The sequence below is a fragment of the Reichenbachiella sp. 5M10 genome (assembly GCF_002742335.1).
Taxonomy (GTDB): Bacteria; Bacteroidota; Bacteroidia; order Cytophagales; family Cyclobacteriaceae; genus Reichenbachiella.
In genome coordinates this window covers 824,477-843,120 of the sequence record NZ_MDGR01000007.1, presented here as the reverse complement: position 1 = coordinate 843,120, position 18,644 = coordinate 824,477, and the positions used below count along the sequence as shown (strand labels likewise).

The following is an 18,644-nucleotide window of genomic DNA, read 5'->3' as shown; positions in this document are numbered from 1 at the left end:
CCTTATTTTTTACTTTCGTCTATAGTGTCCGTCACATCTCTCGAAATACCCATCGTACCGATGACTTTTCCATCCACGTCCTTCAATACCATTTTATTATTCGACACGTATCTGTAGCTACCATCAGGGTTTTTCTCTTTCGAGATGACATTGAGGCTTGGTTTTCCTGTACGAATGATTTCTTGTTCACCTTCGAAGGCTTCACGTGCATCCTCAGAGAAGTCTAAATCTGACTTACCTATGATATCCTTAGGATCATTCTTGCCAAAGTACTGCGCCACTGATTTACTCGCTCGAATGAATTTACTATTCAAGTCTTTGAAATATATGGCATCAGGCATGTAATTCAACAATGCATCCAATAGTGACTTCTCCTTTAGATATGCTTCTTCCTTTTCTTTGAGTTCCTGTGTCTGTCCTGCCGCTCGCAACTCAGACTCCTTCATGTCCGTCACATCACGAGTGATTCCAAATGTCCCTACTACATTGCCGTCCAGATCTATCAGTGGTATTTTGGTAGAAGACCCATACCCTACCTTGCCATTTGCCATATCCTCCTTCTGCACCTTATTCAATACCGGCACTCTGGTACGGATAATCTCTTGCTCTTCCTCGTAAGCAATTTTGGCATGGTCGCCAAAAAAGTCAAAATCACTCTTCCCTACGAGCTCAGCTGGACTCTCCAGTCCAAATTGCTTCGCATGAGAGACACTATTTCTAATAAATTTACTCTCTAGATCCTTGAAATAGATCTTGTCTGGCATGTGATTGAGCAATGCATCCAACAGATACTTTTCTTTCTCATAAGCCTCCTTCATTTTAAAGATCGCTGTATTTTCAGACGCCGTACCTGAGAGTTTCACCATACTAATCCCCTCTTTCAGCGTCTCAGCAATCTCTGCCAGCTTTTGAGATTTTTCATTGTATGTATCCATACCAGAGGACAGTTCAGTCGCCGAACTAGCAACCTCCTCGGTCCCAGCAGCGGTTTGCTCTGCTATCACTACTACTCCCTCGATGATAGTCACCACATTGTTGATTCCTTCAGTTTGCCCTTTGGCAGAATTCAATATTTCCTCAGAGTAGCTCAACGTCTCGTTGGATGCATTGAGTATTCGCTCAAAAACCTGTGCAGCTTCTTTGGAAGTCTTCTCTCCACTCTCTACACTACTCATCATGATCTCAATCACTTTGGTAGCACTCATGGTATCGGATTGTACGTCCGTGACCAACTTCTCAATTTCCTGAGCCGACTTTCTAGAATCTTCTGCGAGCTTCCTAATCTCCTCTGCAACCACTGCAAATCCACGTCCTGCGTCTCCTGCCTGTGCTGCTTCGATCGCCGCATTCAGGGCCAGCAAATTAGTCTGAGAAGCAATATCGGTAATGACCCCCAATACGCGAGCAATTTCTTTGGAACGTTCGGCCAACACCTTGATCGAATCGTTGGTTTGGTTTGAAAAGGCTGAAATATCCCCCATATTGAAAACGACCTTTTTGACCATCTCCATTCCCTTTTCACTACTCTCCAAACCAGCTTTTGCCGCTTCATTGATTGTTTCTGCCTTCTCTCCCATTTGAGTAGATGAAGCCAAAATTTCTTCGATGAGGTTGGAAGACTCATCCACTTTGGACACCTGAGTCTGAGCACCATGACTCATCTGAGAAATCGCCGAGGCAATCTCCCGGGTATTGGTACTCATCTCTTCGCTCGAAGACTTCATCTCTATAGACGACTCATCTACAAACATGGCACTTTGAGATATCTGATGTATCAAACCATCAAGATTACTGAGTGCAAGGTTGAGGTTGTCAGCCATGGATTTGATATCGCCTTTGGCATTGTCCGCATATCTCATAGTCAAATCTCCGGTAGACATGGCGTTGAGAATACGACTAAATCGCATCAGAGGTCTATAAAACGACTCTAAGAGCGTGTTGATCGACTCACCCAAATCAGACCAAGCCCCTGTTTTTCCTTCGATATTGATTCGTGAAGACAGTTTACCATACTCTCCAGCATCTACGATGACTGCCTGGGTATCTACCAAAGTAGCGTTGAGGTTGTCACGCATCTGCAGCAATGCCATCCCTAATTCGTCGCTTTCACTCGAGGCACTAAACTCCCTGTCGAGTTCTCCCTGCCCTATCGATTGAGCAAAAGCCGTCTTTTCTTTGAGATCAACGATGAGTTTGTTCATCAGAGACTGCATTTGACTCAGCTCGTTATTTCTGTTATCAATTTCCAACTCACTGGAATCCAACTGCCCCAACGACAACAACTGCAGCACGCGGTGAGTCCGTTCGATCGCTACCGTGATTTGGTTCGAGTATCTATAAACAATAAACGTCAATAGAATCAGCCCTAAAACCCCTACGAGAATCGTAATCCGAAGCGTCTGAACAAAAGAATTGGTGATCTCATCATAGGGAACCACCGTCGCAATCATCCATGGCCTCTCTACCCTTCCCATATTGAGAGGCGAAAGCGCCATATAGACTTTGTCACCCAAGACTTTATCATCTACCGTAAAACTTGTGAATTCGGCTTCATGGATTTTATCTAGAAGATTAAAACCTAGAGATTGATTGATCTCCAATTCTTGGATATTGGTATTGATCAATGCTTCGTTGGGGTGAGAAACAATCGTCCCATCATAAGCAGTCAAAAAGGTATACCCCTGATCAAAACCATCAAAGGCAGTCATCTGTTTGTACTGGTCGAGTGACATATCCGTTCCTATTTGCCCCATATACTCTCCTTCTTTGGAGATAATGGGTACAATCGGAGAAATCCCAAGAATCACTTTGTCAGAATTGAGGTCGTAATCTTCGTATGTATAAGGCGGAGAGATCGTTTCTTTCAGTTTGATCTTGGTATCAAGATAGAGGCTCCCTTCATCGTCACCATCTAAGTTGAGTTGGGTCACCACCTTTTTTCTAACTCCATTTTCTAAATAACAAGTGGTACGCTCCCTACCGTAAGTTTTGGTCCAAGCCGTATCTATCGCACTCAGCTCCCAACTCATCCATGTGGATTCATAGATAGGGTACTCTTCCAAGACATTGAACAAGAGGTTGTCCTGCAACTGGACCCTCTGTCCGCGAGGCAAATCAGCATAATCGCGAACAATCACAGCCATCGCTCTCGCCGAAGACATGACATCATCTAAGCTAGCCTTGACTTCATTGGATTTTTGGATAGCTACGGAGTTGACCAATTTCTCAGCATCCTGAATAGACTTTTCCCTCATGTTGTAGCCAACATAGGTCAGTGTGACGGCATAGATACCTAGCGTCACACCTAGAACGAGAAAGATCATCTTTCTCCTAATGTTCATGTCATTTAGCATTTTTGTTGTTATTTATTATCGCCTAATTCTTCATTTTCCATGATGTCAATGATGTCCACCCAGACCACTATCCTTTGATCCCTTCTCACTATTCCTTTGACATAGTTCAACCCGAGTGTTGTTTGGTTGATGATGTTCGTCGCTTGAGAGATTTCACTTCTCTTGACCATCATCGTATTGGGCACAGCATTGACACTGATTGCAAACTTCAATTCTTCACTTTTCATCACCAGTACAAACTTGCCTTGTTCTCCTTGCTGATCTAATCCAAATTTGATCGACAAATCAATGATTGCAAGAACATTGCCTCGTACATTGGCCACACCCTTTACAAAACTCGGCACTTGAGGCACTGGTGCAATCGGAGGACAAGAGACTACTTCTTTGATCTGATCTATCGTCAAAGCATACTCTTCATTCCCTACACTAAATGCCACCAACATTACCGTCTCCTCATGCTCATCTTTCAATCTACTCTCCGAGTCGAGCGAATTGATCTCCTTCACGGCGCTGGCCGTGTCATTGATCAATTTCAATTTCTCAGCATCAGACAAGCCTGATTTACCAGTATTCATATCTTGTTTTGCCACGAGTTCCTTTTCCATTTTATCTATTCTGTCGGTCCATTACATTTTTATTCCTATGACGCTTCGGTATCCATAATCCACAAACATCTTGGCCTGCATACCAAACGGGAATTTATGTACTTCGCTCAAAAGCATTTTTAGCGCTCCTGCATCGTTTTTGTTATCATTTGTTGCCTCGATGATATTGAATGGCACAATATAAATCGCATTGATTTGCTCAGCACTCAGACTATTCACGTCATATACGGTCTCTTTACCTGGCACCAATACTTCCTGATTACCCTTCAACACCTTGAACTCATTGCGGTCATTGAGCAAATACACGTCATGGTACGCCCCCGAATGTGTCACTTTTTCTCTGTCCTTGTCATACACCAATACTGCTATGTCCAGCGGACAGGAATGCTCATTGTTTTTGTCCAAAAACCGCACTTGTATACGTGTCGACAGCCTCTTGATTATCTCATCAGGCTGAATACATTCCTCTTTGTAAACAATCTCGGTCAGCATCGCGCTGACAAAAGAATTGAGTGCCAATGACTCTCGAGTATGCGTATTGGAATGATACGAAGCGATCACCAAACAATCATCCTGTTCGCCAAACCAATACCCGTTTTGGTTCATTCCATTTTTGTCATACACGACAAATGAATCATCCGTGTAGAGTTTCAGCTCCTGTTGAATCGGCAACATGGCATCCTTTAGATTCATGAGGTAATTGATTCCTCCATCCATGAATTCCGAACGCTTTGTTTTTGATTCTTTGACCAGATTGTTGATATCCTTTTTGAGTTGACGTGTCTCGTTGGTCTCGATCAGCGACATAGTCGACTCCAACAAATCAATACTCGTGTCTTTCTTTGTAGCAGCGGGCGCGCTTTTCTTTCGAGGTGTGGGTTGCTTCTCTACGAGTCCCTCCTCTCGCAATTCGAGCGCACTATCAAACTCCGCTCGCAGTTGGTTCGGGTCCCACGGTTTCTTCAAAAACCGGTGCAATCCCACCTTCTCTTCCACATCACTAATGTCCTGCTCGTCACTGAACCCCGTCATGATCATTCGAATAATATCTGGATACTGAGGCACAATTTTGATCAGTAGTTCCGAGCCGTTCATTCGAGGCATACATTGATCCGTCATGATCAAATCCACCTTATTGGCTGCCAATACATTTTGCGCTTCAAAAGCATCTATTGCAGTCAGTACGTGATAGTACTTGCTGAAATTCCGATTGAATACACGCAAATTGACCTCTTCATCATCTACATACAAAACCGTATACTTCTTTTCTATTTCTGTCTTATATGAGCGATTGAGTAGGTTTTCCACAGTTTATTCGGTGTTTGTAGGTTACGCGTTTCTGCTTTTCTTGAGTTTGATTTTTTTAGGGATAGTCACGGTAAACACAGTTCCTTTGCCTTCAGTACTGTCCACGACTATAGTACCACCGTGTTTATCAATGATGCTATAGGTGATCGAGAGCCCAAGCCCTGTACCTTTCCCCACAGGTTTTGTGGTATAAAATGGGTCAAAAATCTTTTTCCGCACTTCTTCCGGGATACCCTTCCCGTCATCCTGAACTTGAATCTGGATATTGTCGGCGTCCTTGTCTACGGTACGGATGGTAATCGTACCTTTGAAGTCAATCGCATCTGCAGCATTCCCAATGAGATTGACCAATGCCTGATTCAACTGTCCCGGCAGACATTTTATAGCCTTGAGATTATGATCAAAGTCCTTGAGGATCTTGGCCTTTTTCTTATACTTCGGTTTGAGAATCAACAAGGCATTGTCAATGATAGTCCCGATTTCTGCTTCTTTGACTTCATGCTCATCCTGACGAGAAAATATTCTCAAACCATTGACAATTTCTGTAATACGACTTGTTCCATAACTCACATCATCAATAGACTCTTCAGTCAAGGTGCGAAGCTCCTGGTATTCCTTGTCATCGTCACGAATGGATTTGTATAGCTTCTTGACTTCTTCTATCGTCTCTTGCTCACAGATCGTGCGGTAATTTTCTATGAATAGCTGATATTTCTCAAAGTTCTCTTTGATCGAATTCACCCCGTTGGACACGAAGTTTACCGGATTGTTGATCTCATGTGCAATACCAGCCGTCAGCTGACCAAGAGAAGCCATTTTCTCCGAATGGAGGACCATAGCCTGCGCATCTTCAAGCTTGTCGTATATCTTTTCGATTTCTGTCTGGTTTCCTCCTTTTTGATTGACTCCTAGACGGCCCTTGAGCTCGGTATTTTGAGCGATGACTTTGTCATATGCCTCCTTGAAGACCTGCTTAATCTCTTTGTTCTTGCTATTGAGGCCCTGAAGCTTCTGATAGAGGCCTTGTCCTTGAACTCTCGATTCCTTCAATTCATCGTTGAGCTGATCCAATTGTTTTCTAAATCGCCCTTCGATCTTCTGATTTTCGGCTTCCAGAAATTTGATATGCTTCAGCTTGCCAATGGCTATCACAGCGCCAATGACCAAAGCTATGAACAAGATAATGGATATGACCATGTACAACGTCGATGACGATGCCTGAGCAGTCTCAGGAGAGGCGGTCTGGGATATCCCCTCTGTAGCAACTAGAAGGGACATCAATAAAATAAACGGGAACTTCTTACTCTTCACAATACTTTTCTTTTCTTAAATGTAGCAGTAGAAAGAAAAATATTCACCAAAACAGGAACAAACTTTTAGCTAGCCTGCCTCAAGGATTGTTTTATTTTGAAAACACCTATGTAATTGAACGGATGCTGGTAATGCTGGCTGATCTCCTTGCCGGTTTCTAGTATTTTTTCATTGTTTTTCTCATAGTACCAGTTGAATGTAACCTTTCGGTTGTCATTCGTCAGAGAAATCAATTTTTTGACAAGGATGTAAATATAGGTAGTGGATCCAGTCATATTTTTTAAGCCAAAATTCACCACGATTTCTTTGTTGTTTGAACTTTCGAATTCGTGCAAAAGGCTAAAAATATGACCATAAAAACTCAAAGGATCGTCAGGAGTCGATACCCCGGTGATCTCCAAGAGTCCTTTGGAAGGACTAAACTCAATCGACGGTGTGGACCCTGTTGCTCTAATGAAATATCCATCCATAGCATTTGAGGTTTGCAGGACGGCCTGTCCTACGGTGAAACATTTATTCTACTGCTAGCACAAATGTAGAGAACTAATACCCTGCATACAACTGGCTATTCTACCTATTTTGGGAATAGGAGATTCTCGTAAAGCTGAAATAGATCAGTTTTACACCTGTCAGAAAAGGGTTAAAAGTCTTTGACAGACTCTTTCAATATTCGTATGGTCAATATAAAAAAGCAGTGGTCCGCACTGACTGGGTCAAAATAATACTCATACTCTGTACCTGTTTTCTTCTTGATATCGATAAACCCTAGACCAGCACCTCCTACTTCAGAAATCTCTCCACCGGCCATGGCCTGTTTATGCATTTCACGCAAGCCGTCTTTGTCCAGAGCATTGATTTTGTCCAGAGTATCTCTAAGACGAATCGTGTTTTCGGTAGTGATTTGGTTTCCGGTGGTGACGTAGTATTCTTCCTCATTGTGGCCAATCAAAAAGATTCCGTCCTTGGCCAATCCCTGTTCTAGGCTGTTGGAAGCATAATCTGCAGTACTATCAGCGTGTTTACATATATTTTGGAGTGCCTCTATCATCACATGATACACACGCTTGGTTGTCTGTCGACTCTCTTGACGTTCGATCATACTTTCCTCCATCATGTCGGTGATCCCATCGATGGTCGATTGGGTCACTTTACCCAAGTACACGATGTTTGCATCTGACTCCTGCATCAATTCGCTAAACGCAATGATGTTTTTCAGGTGATTGAGCTGGTTGGTTTGCTTACTTCTGTTTCTTGATTTTCTCATCACTTATCGGTCGGGTTACCAAATCTACCTCAATATTAAAATAAATCCATTTCAGTTTAAAATAATACCATTAACATTAATTTCTACTTCGCCGAGATTCAGCATTGCATTGATCAGCGATACCTTTTCAAATTGCATCACCTCTGAGAGTCTGATGGGTTGCACCTCGACCATCCCTTGCTCGAGCAGTGAGCTTCTCTTTACCCCCTCCAATAGACACGTATCTGGCGTGACCCATTTCTCCCCGTCGTAGAATGCCAAATTGGCAAAATAACTATCTGTCACATACCCATCTCGGACAATGAGCACATCATCAGCCTCCCCACGTTGATCATATGCTCGGGTAAGGCCGCCACGCTCTATCGCTTTCAACGAATACACAATATCATCTGAATGTACTACTCGCAAAGTACTGATCTGGGGCACAAAATACTCGATAAACTCAACGTATATCTCACTAGCATCATACAGCACTCGACACTTGAAGCGCTGATGATCAGGAATCTCTGGCAACAAAACAGTCAAATCATGAGGTTCAACACCTGGATAACAGACCGCAAAAGTACGATTCATACGCGACTGATGCAGTGCCAATGACTCTGGCCTACCTCCTCGGTAGCAAATACTCTCAATATACTGGCACATAGACTTTGTCGATCATTTCTTGATATTCTGAGGCGGCATCACTCAAGGAGTGTATTCCTCCGCCACTCTTGTATATCCACTTTCCTCGTTGATTCTGAATGAAACGAATCATCACACCACTATCAAAATGCTGTCCGTCAAAATACCCCATTACCCCTGTATAAAAGCCTCTGTCGTACCCTTCCACCTCTTCTATGATTTCCAACGTTCTGGCTTTAGGTGCTCCGCTGATCGATCCCGCGGGCAAAAGTGAAAAAATAATCTCTCCCATTCGCTCCAAATAATCCGTGGGCAACTGACCTGTAATCTTAGAACTTGCCTGCAAAAGATGCTTATGATTGGTCCTGATCTCATCTAGATAACGAAACTGCTCCACCCGCACGTTCGATGCATGAATACTCATGTCGTTGCGAATGAGGTCAACAATCGTAGCGTGCTCAGCCAGCTCTTTCTTGCTATTCAGCAAAGTATCTCGGGCATGTGGCAAATCTGCATCAATCGTCCCTTTCATAGGAAAGGAAGAAATTTGTCCCTCGTAAATCTGTACAAATATCTCAGGCGAAAAAACCACAAACTCATCGCGACACCACAGTCGATAGCGGGCATTGCTACGAAAAAACACATCTTGTAAACTACAATCTCCCTGCACAGGCGTAGGGCAAGTCAAATTGAGTAGGTAACTATTACCTTGTGTCAGTTCGTGATGGACTCGGTTGTATTTTTCCTCATATGCTGCGAAAGACATCGGCCTCCTCTCTAGCTGCGTAGACACATCTCTGCGATCACTCCCCTGCGCATTGCCATGGTCGTTGATCTGATACATGATCTGTGTCGGATCGATCTCTTCTGTGGTCAGTACTAGATTATTCTGCCCTTTGAAGTCAGAAATAAACAAGAATGGAGTACGCGCAGATGCCAATTCATTGATCCGAGCGATTGCCTCGGTTTTACTGCGCATCGAGTTTTGATTTTTGACGGGTCATCCGGTACCACGTCCTTTTGACAAAGCCCCAAAAAAACGCAAATTGGCCAAACAAAAAACCATAAAAAAGAAGGATACCCAAGTAAACAGGAAGGATAAAAATGTAGTAAAAAATAGTAAACAGAAACTCATATTGGTCTGTATCCGTGATCATGCCCATAATGGGTTTTCTCAAAAACATCACAGAAAACCCCGTACAAGCAAAAACTAGAAGTACCGCTACTACTTGCCAAACATTTTTCAGCTTCCACCTCGCTTGCAACTTATCCAAAAAATCCATTTACTGCAGTTTATCCATATACTTGTCCTTGCTCTTGATTTTAGGGGACTTCTTGTCCAAAACGAGAAACTGCTCCCAAAAATCATTAACTGGCACTCCTGCAAAAACCTTGACAGGCTCTTTGCTCACAGGATGAATAAAGTCCAATGACCTTGCATGTAGGTTGATACTCCCTTCTGGATTGGGTCTCACAAAACCATACTTGACATCTCCACGAATCGGACACCCCATACTTGCCAACTGCACCCTAATCTGATGCGGTCTACCTGTCGTTGGCTGCACTTCAAGCAGATAATGATCGTTGAGATTGCCGAGTACCTTGTACTTGAGTTCGGCACGCTGCGCCCCATCTACCTCTTTGTCAAATGCTTCCGTCTTGTTTTTCGACGAATCCTTTTTGAGCCAATGCACCAGTTTATCTTCTTTCTTCGGAGGTCTATTTTTGACTACTGCCCAATAAACCTTCTTGATTTTCCTGTCTTTGAAAAGTTTATTCATCCGTTCCAAACTCTTGGAAGTACGAGCAAACACCACCAAACCACTAACCGGGCGATCCAATCTGTGCACCGTACCCAAAAACACCGCTCCGGGTTTGTTGTATTTCTCTTTGATGTAATCCTTGCAATGATCCAAGAGGGGCTTATCGCCTGTCTTGTCCCCCTGCACGAGTATACCGGGTTTCTTATCTACAATCAATAAATGATTGTCCTCATATACGGAAATAAATGGCTGTCGCATGGCTGTAAGTTAATCTATGAACAAACGATTCTTTTAAAACTCACTTGTAAAGTGAAACTCAATGTCTGGAAAATTGTCCTGCACCATTTGCAACCACGCTTTGGACTCGGCCATGAACACCAATTTACCGTCTTTGTCCTTGGCCACATGCCTATACTTTGACTTGATGAACTCATCCAATTTTTTCTTGTCTTTACTTGTAAACCAACACGCCTTGAAGAGATTCATCGGAGCAAACCGGCAAGATGCTCCATACTCATGTAGCAACCTATGCTGAATCACCTCAAACTGCAAAGCCCCGACCGTACCGACGGCTTTTCTAGACCCCATCTCGTAGGTAAACAGCTGTGCTACTCCCTCATCCATGAGCTGATTCAAGCCCTTTTCCAGCTGCTTGGTCTTCATCGCATCGGTATTGATCACCTCTCTGAATATCTCTGGAGAGAAACTCGGTATTCCCTTATACATCCCCTTTTCTCCTTCGCTCAGTGTATCACCTATCTTGAGGTTGCCAGTATCGTAGAGCCCGACGATATCACCAGGCCATGCCTCATCGATGATTTCCTTGCTCTGCGCCATAAAGGCCGTCGCATTCGAGAACCTAAACTTCTTGTCCAACCGCGTATGATAATAAGTACTGCCTCGCTGAAAAGTCCCCGCACATACCCGTACAAACGCAATACGGTTTCTGTGCTTGGGATCCATGTTGGCGTGAATCTTAAAGATAAACCCTGAAAACTTCGACTCCTCTGGCTCAATCACACGCTCGTCTGTTTCCCGTTTCATCGGGTTGGGTGCGATATCGATGAAGCAATCCAAAAGTTCTTGTACCCCAAAATTATTGACCGCACTGCCAAAGAACACAGGGGCAACCTCACCACTACGGTAAGTATCGATTTCAAACTCTGGATACCCACCATCTACCAACTCCACATCCTCACGTAGCGTCTTGGCATAGTTCTCCCCGATCAATTCATCCAATTTAGGGTCATTGATATCTGTGATACTGATGTCATTCTCCGTATCGAGTTTTTGCTTACTTGCCGTAAATAATTTTAGTTTCTTCTCATACAAACTGTAGACCCCTTTGAAGGTCTTACCCATACTGATCGGCCAACTGAGTGGCCTCACCTTGATATTTAGTTTTTCTTCGATCTCATCTAGGAGATCATAAGGATCCTGCCCCTCACGGTCCAATTTATTGATAAACACCATGACAGGCGTGTTTCGCATACGGCAAACTTCCATAAGTTTCTCTGTCTGGATTTCAACTCCCTTGACACAATCCACGACGAGTACCACACTATCCACCGCGGTAAGCGTACGATAGGTGTCCTCCGCAAAATCCTGGTGACCGGGTGTATCTAGCAGATTGATCTTTCGGCCCTTGTACTCAAACCCCATCACAGAAGTCGCTACAGAAATCCCTCTCTGTTTCTCTATCTCCATAAAATCTGAAGTAGCATGTCGATCAATCTTGTTGGACTTGACAGCCCCTGCTGTTTTGATCGCTCCCCCAAAGAGCAATAGCTTTTCCGTCAAGGTAGTCTTGCCTGCATCAGGGTGACTGATGATACCAAATGTCCGTCTCTTCTTTATTTCTTCCTGTATTGTCATGGATTCACTTCAAAATGAGGCGCAAAGATAGTATGGCATTTTTTAGTTGTGAAAGGATGTTGACAACTACCTACAATTTGATCATTCACGAATCAAATTCTTAGCCGAAAGCCTCTAATGATTGTATTATAATCCTTATTTTGCCCCTACTAACAAGACACACAAACCTATGCTCAATACTTTGATTCGACTAATACTCTCAGCAATTGCCGTACTGATATGTGCCTACATCTTGCCTGGCGCCCATGTCGATGGTTTTTGGACTGCACTCGTGGTAGCTGGCGTGCTAGCTGTCGTCAACATCCTTTTCAAACCAATTTTGGTGATTTTGACCATTCCTGTCACGATTCTGACACTAGGGCTCTTCCTGCTCGTCATCAATACACTCATGATCATGCTCGTCAGTGCGCTTGTACCTGGGTTCACGGTAGATGGCTTTTGGTGGTCCTTTTTATTCAGCTTAATACTCTCATTGATCAACTCAATATTGGGAGGTTTGAACAACAACGAATAGCTTAATCGTGCTGGACAGGTCACCAATCTAAGTCCAGCACTACTTTCAAATTGAAACGTCTCGACATCCTCAACCCAACAAGAAACCATCATTCTCCAACCCTCTAACTCGCGCAACACCTCAGCAGAGCTCGCATATACCGCCTGCAAATCCTGCCGCATCAATCGGCGTTTTTGGAACTGATTGTAAAACTTTAGGACCTCGTTGATGTACTTGTTTCTTTTCTTATTGATTTGGGAAAGAATCTCCTCGGTCTCCAAAAATATACTTTCGTTCAGTTTGAGTGATAAGTTTTTCATGTCGATGTTCTTTATTCAAATACACTAAAAGTATATACTGCAATTTTTCCTGTTTCGAGATTTCTTTATCGGTGACTCACATGTTGTCACACTTTTCAGCCACCTAAGTTTACAATTCGGCAGACATCTTCTTATTTCTTGGGTCACATTTATGACAATGTGTCACTTCTGTCAGTCAAACTTGAATTGGCACAGCTGTTGTTAAAAGCAGAGTATCAATTAGAAAAAGAATTTAGAAGCGATAAATTAAAATTAGATCATGGGAAAAATAATCGGAATCGATTTAGGAACTACCAACTCTTGTGTCGCTGTAATGGAAGGTAACGAGCCAGTTGTCATCCCTAACAGTGAAGGAAAGAGAACAACTCCTTCTATCGTTGCATTTTTGGACGGTGGAAAAGGCGAAAGAAAAGTAGGTGATCCTGCCAAAAGACAGGCCATCACAAACCCTGAGAACACCATCAGCTCAGTCAAAAGATTCATGGGTAAGAAGTTTGGTGAAATCTCTGAGGAAGCCAAAACGGTATCTTACAAACTAGAAAGTGGCAACAATGACACGATCAGAGTAGCGATCGGTGACAGAAAATATACCGCTCAAGAGCTATCTGCAGTGATCCTTCAGAAAATGAAGTCTACTGCCGAAGATTACTTGGGCACTGAAGTGAAAGAGGCGGTGATCACCGTACCTGCTTACTTCAACGACGCAGAGCGTCAAGCAACCAAAGAAGCTGGCGCTATCGCTGGTCTAGACGTCAAGAGAATCATCAACGAGCCTACTGCTGCGGCATTGGCTTATGGTCTCGACAAGAAAAACGCTGACATGAAAATCGCAGTGTTTGACCTTGGAGGGGGTACATTCGATATCTCTATCCTAGAGCTCGGTGACGGAGTATTCGAAGTGAAGTCTACCAACGGTGACGTACACCTCGGTGGAGACAACTTTGATACAGTGATCATCGACTGGTTGGCTGCTGAGTTCAAAAACGACGAAGGTCTGGACTTGAAAAAAGATCCAATGGCCCTACAGCGTCTGAAAGAAGCTGCTGAAAAAGCTAAAATCGAATTGTCAAGCGGCAACTCTACGGAGATCAACTTGCCATACATCATGCCCGTAGACGGTGTGCCGAAGCACTTGGTGAGAACTTTGACAAGATCGAAGTTCGAGCAGTTGGCTGACTCTTTGGTCAAAAGATCAATGGAGCCTGTCAAACAAGCGTTGAAAGACTCTGGCCTCTCTCTCTCTGATATCGACGAAGTGATCTTGGTCGGTGGATCGACTCGTATTCCGATCATCCAGGAGGAAGTAGAAAAATTCTTTGGCAAAAAGCCATCTAAAGGTGTAAACCCTGACGAAGTAGTAGCCATCGGTGCTGCGATCCAAGGTGGTGTCTTGACAGGTGAGGTCAAAGATGTATTGCTACTCGATGTGACGCCATTGTCTCTAGGTATCGAAACCATGGGCGGTGTATTCACCAAATTGATCGAGGCAAACACGACAATCCCTACCAAAAAGTCCGAGGTATTCTCTACAGCAGCTGACAACCAGCCATCTGTGGAAATCCACGTACTACAAGGGGAGCGTCCAATGGCCAAAGACAACAGAAGCCTAGGTAGATTCCACTTGGACGGTATTCCTCCAGCACAAAGAGGCATCCCACAAATCGAAGTAACCTTCGACATAGATGCCAACGGGATCATGCACGTGACTTCTAAAGACAAAGGATCTAACAAAGAGCAAAGCATCCGTATCGAGGCTTCGTCTGGATTGACAGAAGAAGAAATCGAAAAGATGAGACAAGAGGCTGAAGCAAACGCTGAGTCTGACAAAGCAGAAAAAGAGAAAATCGAAAAAGTAAATGCTGCCGATTCGATGATCTTCCAAACTGAGAAGCAGTTGAAAGAATTTGGCGACAAGCTGTCTGATGACAACAAAACCAAAATCAACACAGCACTCGAAAAGCTCAAAGAAGCGCATAAAAGTGGCGATCTAGCAGCCATCGATACAGCCCTAGAGGAAATCAACGCCGCATGGCAGGGAGCTTCTCAGGAGATGTATCAGGATACGCAAGGTGGTGCAGCAGGTGCTGCCGGTGCACAACCAGGCCCTGATGCTGGCGCAGATGCTAACGCTGATTCTGATGTCTCTGACGTAGAATTCGAAGAAGTAGACGACAAAAAGTAAACCCTAGGTACTAGACATTAGAGTCTAGTATTGAGAGAATAGACAAAAGCCTTTCTGGGAGACCAGAAGGGCTTTTTTATTTTCCATTGTCATGAGAGAAATGAACAAAAGCAAACCCTCCCCCACCTTGTATAACTAGGTGTTTTCCGATTTTTCTTCAAAGACTACTGAATTCATTTCATTGTATAAATCAGGCTCATATTGTTGCTCCCGTCATTTGTGAGCAAGAGCAACACTCTTCCATTCAAAAATTCACTTTCCGTTCACACCAATTTAATATGGAGCAAAGCATAAAACACCATATAATCTTCCCCACTTCGCTTGCTATACTGTAATATTGCCTCACTGGATAAGACCGACAAATATTATCTAGGTATTGAAGACAAATATTATTATTGACCGTTAGCATATCATCAAATGAAGCTGAAGCTACTTCTATTCCTTCCGCTGCTCCTTATCGGCTTTGGCAGCTTAGCACAAAACTCCTATTTCGCCATCAAGGGAGGTTACAACCTATCCTCACTCCATTCGTCGGATGATCCCAGTCCTAGTCTATCGACACGTCCTGCCTTTAGCATCAGTGGCGTATTTGCAGAGCAATTTGACTACATCGGATTCTCTACTGAACTGGGCTACACACGCAAAGGCACCAAGGTAAACCAGGATACTCTCGACTACAAGTTCAACTATGCCACCGGAGCGCTCCTTCTTGATATCTACCCTCTGGACTGGCTCAAAATCAGTGTGGGGCCAGAATTTGGTTACCTGTTAGGGGCCACCAACTATGCCACCGACTCCACCAGTCAAAACCTTTTGAATACCTATGATCAACGATTTGAAGTCTCTGGGACAATAGGCGCGAGTGTATCGGTCCTTTACTTCCTAGATTTGGGGGTTCGCTACAACCGATCCTTCACCACTGTCTCCCAATACGATGCGATTCTAAACCGCAAAGACCTCTACAATAGTTATCTACAGTTCTTCGTACTGCTCAAGATCGCTAACTAGTCCTTTTTTCTCTATTGGATATTTCATTAGGAGAAAGAAATGTAGCTTTGAGAAGCTACATTTCTATTCAATTAAATAATCCACCCCTATGAAAATCCTCCTTTCCTCTATCGGTACGCGTGGCGACATGGAACCTTTTCTTGCTATTGGCAAATTGCTACAACAAAAAGGGCATGAGGTCATTTACCTGTTTCCAGAGCAGTTCAAAACACTTGTAGATCATCCAGGTGCTCGTTTCGAATCCTTAGGTCCAGAGTTCATGAAAATGCTCCAAAGCGAACTAGGCAAAACCGCCCTCGGGGGTAGCAGCTCGACATGGAAAAAAATCATCTCCTACGCCAAACTCGCCAAGCATCAGATGAGAATCAACAAAGCTATGATCCGAAAACAACATGAGCTGATCCATAACGAAGAACCAGACCGAATCGTCCACAGCGGCAAAGTCATCTACCCAGTCATATGGGAGACACAGCATCCTGGCCAATCGATCATGATCAGCCCTGTCCCATACCTTCACTACGTCAAAGGCCATACTCACCTAGCGTTTCACAGCAACTACGGCTCCTTCTTCAACAAACTGACCTACCGACTGGCCGATTGGGGACTGATCAAAACCATAGTCACTGCACTCAAAACACTGCAGATCACCGATGTATCCAAACGCCAAATCAAGCAAGCTCTCAATGAGCACAAAGTCATCTACACCCTCTCCCCGACTCTTTTTCCTAGGCCCAAAGATTGGAAGCAAAACCTACAAATACTCGGCTACCACGAGCGAGACAAAACCGTCGACTGGACGCCTAGCAGCGAACTCACGAAGTTTATTCAGCGACACGGCAAATTGCTGTTTGTGACTTTTGGAAGCATGACCAACCCTCAACCTGTCGAAAAAACCCAAATCATACTGGATATCCTCGAGCGCAACCGCATCCCCGCCATCATCAACACCGCCGCAGGCGGACTGGCAGAGCCCACTAGATACAACACAGACTTCATCCACTTCGTACACGACATCCCCTACGACTGGATATTCGGTCAGGTCTACGCCATCGTGCATCATGGAGGATCTGGCACGACACATATGGCACTCAAACACGGCTGTGCCAGCATGATCGTACCTCATATCATTGACCAGTTCCTTTGGAACAAAATAGTGCATCAGCTTGGTGCAGGCCCACTCGGCATCAAAATCAACAACTTATCAATCCAAAACCTGGAGCCCAAACTCATCGAACTCCTCTCCAATCCAAATTACAAGAAAAAGGCAGAGCAGATCGCCTACCAAATGAATCACGAGGACCTCACAGAGAGACTCTATAAAGAAATAATCAGAGAAGACTCCCGTCAGTAGTCATCATAGAAGCGCACGAGGCGAGTACGTAACTGATCGTAGATCGGTTTGGTAAACTCTACAAAGAGATCCTGAGCCGGTGGGGGCATGATCATCTTGTGGTTGCAGATGTTCAACTGCTCCTGGCTAAGTGCTCGCTCGTCCCCGTTGAAACTCCCCCACTCGTTGTACCATACAAACTCCCCGTTGAAATCCTCCTTGTCCAGTGTCACATTCGTATACTCATCCTGTACTTCGAGTCGCAACCTCCCGCTGGACCTGACCTCCATACGACGGATAGACAGTTTGGCTGACACGGTATTGTACACATCCTTGGTGGTGCCATCATCAAGCGTGACCGAACCTACGATCACACTGTCGCGCTGGACCTGCTCTACACGCTCCAGAGTGTGTGTATCACCCACTCGAAAATCCACAAAATTGACTTTCAACAGATGATGCGGCTGCCCCAAATTGACCCGCTCTGCCTCTGTTGCATTATAAAACCGTATAAATTCGTTGCTTTCGATCTGTCGAAAAACTTTGACCACTTGGTCGTAAAAGAAATCACCACTGAGCTGATACGCCTCTGACTGCACCGGTTGCAATACATACAACACCGTCAATATAGACATGTTGTAGGCTTCTTCGATTCTACGTACCACATCCCTGTAACCCGGCACGTACTTGTTGGCCATCTGAAAATACCCGTAGGCTATTTTGGCATGGGATCGCTGCCCGTAGGAGAGCTCTCTCATCCCTTCTGTATATTGCTCCTCAGCTGCTCCAAGCTTAGCGTCTGCCAACTGCTGATGATAACTCATCGGCTCTGGTATCACGCGCAAAGCACCTGGAGATCGCTTGATCTCATCATACATCCTGTTGAGCTTCTCGTATAGGTAAACCTCTTCTGTATTTTGAAACTGTGGATTGGCAACCTTGGCTCGGTCCACTTGAGACAGCAACGCCTCCACAGCCATAGGATAGGCACGTCTCAGCGCATCTTGGGTCTTGGCATGATCTGGGTTTTTACGCAGCTTGTCTGCAGATTTGAGCACCGCTTGGTAGTAGTCTCCTTGCTCATATAACTTTTGGGCCGACCCACATCCATACATACACGCCATCCATACGACAGCCAGCACTACTATATTCAGTCTCGATTTCATGGTTATAAAGTTGCTCATAATTTCACTAATCAGAAAAACATC

16 protein-coding genes are annotated in these 18,644 nt (G+C 44.3%); 4 read left to right on the top strand and 12 right to left on the bottom strand.

All coding sequences use genetic code 11. The features are described 5' to 3' along the window. Positions 1-2: 2 nt before the first annotated feature. From BFP72_RS03490 to BFP72_RS03440, 11 genes are all read right to left on the bottom strand, one after another. Positions 3-3,341: a methyl-accepting chemotaxis protein gene (locus tag BFP72_RS03490; protein WP_158233262.1), complete on the bottom strand. Its 3,339-nt coding sequence runs from the start codon at positions 3,339-3,341 to the stop codon at positions 3-5. Positions 3,342-3,361: 20 nt separating this feature from the next. Then, positions 3,362-3,958, bottom strand: a complete 597-nt coding sequence (locus BFP72_RS03485; protein ID WP_099597776.1) for a chemotaxis protein CheW — start codon at positions 3,956-3,958, stop codon at positions 3,362-3,364. A 21-nt stretch (positions 3,959-3,979) separates the two neighbouring features. Then, the gene (locus BFP72_RS03480; RefSeq protein WP_099597775.1) at positions 3,980-5,266 is read right to left on the bottom strand and encodes a response regulator; all 1,287 of its coding nucleotides are present in this window, start codon (positions 5,264-5,266) and stop codon (positions 3,980-3,982) included. A gap of 21 nt (positions 5,267-5,287) precedes the next feature. Beyond that, entirely contained in the window at positions 5,288-6,577 is a 1,290-nt protein-coding gene (locus tag BFP72_RS03475) for a sensor histidine kinase (protein ID WP_143519917.1), read from the bottom strand. Positions 6,578-6,642: 65 nt separating this feature from the next. Further along, positions 6,643-7,047, bottom strand: coding sequence for a DUF1987 domain-containing protein (locus tag BFP72_RS03470; RefSeq protein ID WP_099597773.1), 405 nt, complete (start codon positions 7,045-7,047; stop codon positions 6,643-6,645). A 170-nt stretch (positions 7,048-7,217) separates the two neighbouring features. Beyond that, complete coding sequence (locus BFP72_RS03465) at positions 7,218-7,841, bottom strand: SiaB family protein kinase (RefSeq protein ID WP_099597772.1); 624 nt, start codon at positions 7,839-7,841, stop codon at positions 7,218-7,220. A gap of 51 nt (positions 7,842-7,892) precedes the next feature. Beyond that, entirely contained in the window at positions 7,893-8,486 is a 594-nt protein-coding gene (locus BFP72_RS03460) for an aminotransferase class IV (protein WP_099597771.1), read from the bottom strand. Then, a complete protein-coding gene (locus tag BFP72_RS03455; protein ID WP_099597770.1) occupies positions 8,470-9,444 on the bottom strand; it encodes an aminodeoxychorismate synthase component I in 975 nt (324 codons plus the stop codon). Before BFP72_RS03455 ends, BFP72_RS03460 begins: the two co-directional genes overlap by 17 nt. Then, entirely contained in the window at positions 9,434-9,748 is a 315-nt protein-coding gene (locus BFP72_RS03450; RefSeq protein ID WP_099597769.1) for a DUF6787 family protein, read from the bottom strand. The genes BFP72_RS03455 and BFP72_RS03450 overlap by 11 nt, the downstream gene beginning before the upstream one ends. Further along, complete coding sequence (locus tag BFP72_RS03445; protein ID WP_099597768.1) at positions 9,749-10,486, bottom strand: RluA family pseudouridine synthase; 738 nt, start codon at positions 10,484-10,486, stop codon at positions 9,749-9,751. It lies immediately after the preceding gene. A 33-nt stretch (positions 10,487-10,519) separates the two neighbouring features. Continuing rightward, on the bottom strand, positions 10,520-12,103 hold the full coding sequence (locus tag BFP72_RS03440; RefSeq protein ID WP_099597767.1) for a peptide chain release factor 3: 1,584 nt from the start codon (positions 12,101-12,103) through the stop codon (positions 10,520-10,522). Between the two features lie 169 nt (positions 12,104-12,272). Between BFP72_RS03440 and BFP72_RS03435 the strand changes: the two genes are divergently transcribed. The 4 genes from BFP72_RS03435 to BFP72_RS03420 all read left to right on the top strand — a co-directional run bounded on the left by BFP72_RS03435 (position 12,273) and on the right by BFP72_RS03420 (position 17,457). Continuing rightward, positions 12,273-12,617, top strand: coding sequence for a phage holin family protein (locus tag BFP72_RS03435; protein WP_099597766.1), 345 nt, complete (start codon positions 12,273-12,275; stop codon positions 12,615-12,617). Between the two features lie 558 nt (positions 12,618-13,175). Beyond that, positions 13,176-15,098, top strand: a complete 1,923-nt coding sequence (gene dnaK, locus BFP72_RS03430) for a molecular chaperone DnaK (RefSeq protein WP_099597765.1) — start codon at positions 13,176-13,178, stop codon at positions 15,096-15,098. A gap of 417 nt (positions 15,099-15,515) precedes the next feature. Continuing rightward, the gene (locus BFP72_RS03425; RefSeq protein ID WP_099597764.1) at positions 15,516-16,106 is read left to right on the top strand and encodes an outer membrane beta-barrel protein; all 591 of its coding nucleotides are present in this window, start codon (positions 15,516-15,518) and stop codon (positions 16,104-16,106) included. Positions 16,107-16,194: 88 nt separating this feature from the next. Then, on the top strand, positions 16,195-17,457 hold the full coding sequence (locus tag BFP72_RS03420) for a glycosyltransferase (RefSeq protein WP_099597763.1): 1,263 nt from the start codon (positions 16,195-16,197) through the stop codon (positions 17,455-17,457). Here BFP72_RS03420 and BFP72_RS03415 read toward each other — a convergent pair. After that, positions 17,451-18,602: a hypothetical protein gene (locus BFP72_RS03415; protein ID WP_099597762.1), complete on the bottom strand. Its 1,152-nt coding sequence runs from the start codon at positions 18,600-18,602 to the stop codon at positions 17,451-17,453. The two genes, BFP72_RS03420 and BFP72_RS03415, sit on opposite strands and share 7 nt — an antisense overlap. Positions 18,603-18,644: the final 42 nt, after the last annotated feature.

What these genes read in the sequence shown, in the direction of transcription:
- BFP72_RS03490 (WP_158233262.1), bottom strand. Translation starts at nt 3,341, where the DNA reads ATGAACATTAGGAGAAAGATGATCTTTCTCGTTCTAGGTGTGACGCTA.
- BFP72_RS03485 (WP_099597776.1), bottom strand. Translation starts at nt 3,958, where the DNA reads ATGGAAAAGGAACTCGTGGCAAAACAAGATATGAATACTGGTAAATCA.
- BFP72_RS03470 (WP_099597773.1), bottom strand. Translation starts at nt 7,047, where the DNA reads ATGGATGGATATTTCATTAGAGCAACAGGGTCCACACCGTCGATTGAG.
- BFP72_RS03465 (WP_099597772.1), bottom strand. Translation starts at nt 7,841, where the DNA reads ATGAGAAAATCAAGAAACAGAAGTAAGCAAACCAACCAGCTCAATCAC.
- BFP72_RS03460 (WP_099597771.1), bottom strand. Translation starts at nt 8,486, where the DNA reads ATGTGCCAGTATATTGAGAGTATTTGCTACCGAGGAGGTAGGCCAGAG.
- BFP72_RS03455 (WP_099597770.1), bottom strand. Translation starts at nt 9,444, where the DNA reads ATGCGCAGTAAAACCGAGGCAATCGCTCGGATCAATGAATTGGCATCT.
- BFP72_RS03450 (WP_099597769.1), bottom strand. Translation starts at nt 9,748, where the DNA reads ATGGATTTTTTGGATAAGTTGCAAGCGAGGTGGAAGCTGAAAAATGTT.
- BFP72_RS03445 (WP_099597768.1), bottom strand. Translation starts at nt 10,486, where the DNA reads ATGCGACAGCCATTTATTTCCGTATATGAGGACAATCATTTATTGATT.
- BFP72_RS03440 (WP_099597767.1), bottom strand. Translation starts at nt 12,103, where the DNA reads ATGACAATACAGGAAGAAATAAAGAAGAGACGGACATTTGGTATCATC.
- BFP72_RS03435 (WP_099597766.1), top strand. Translation starts at nt 12,273, where the DNA reads ATGCTCAATACTTTGATTCGACTAATACTCTCAGCAATTGCCGTACTG.
- dnaK (WP_099597765.1), top strand. Translation starts at nt 13,176, where the DNA reads ATGGGAAAAATAATCGGAATCGATTTAGGAACTACCAACTCTTGTGTC.
- BFP72_RS03425 (WP_099597764.1), top strand. Translation starts at nt 15,516, where the DNA reads ATGAAGCTGAAGCTACTTCTATTCCTTCCGCTGCTCCTTATCGGCTTT.
- BFP72_RS03420 (WP_099597763.1), top strand. Translation starts at nt 16,195, where the DNA reads ATGAAAATCCTCCTTTCCTCTATCGGTACGCGTGGCGACATGGAACCT.
- BFP72_RS03415 (WP_099597762.1), bottom strand. Translation starts at nt 18,602, where the DNA reads ATGAAATCGAGACTGAATATAGTAGTGCTGGCTGTCGTATGGATGGCG.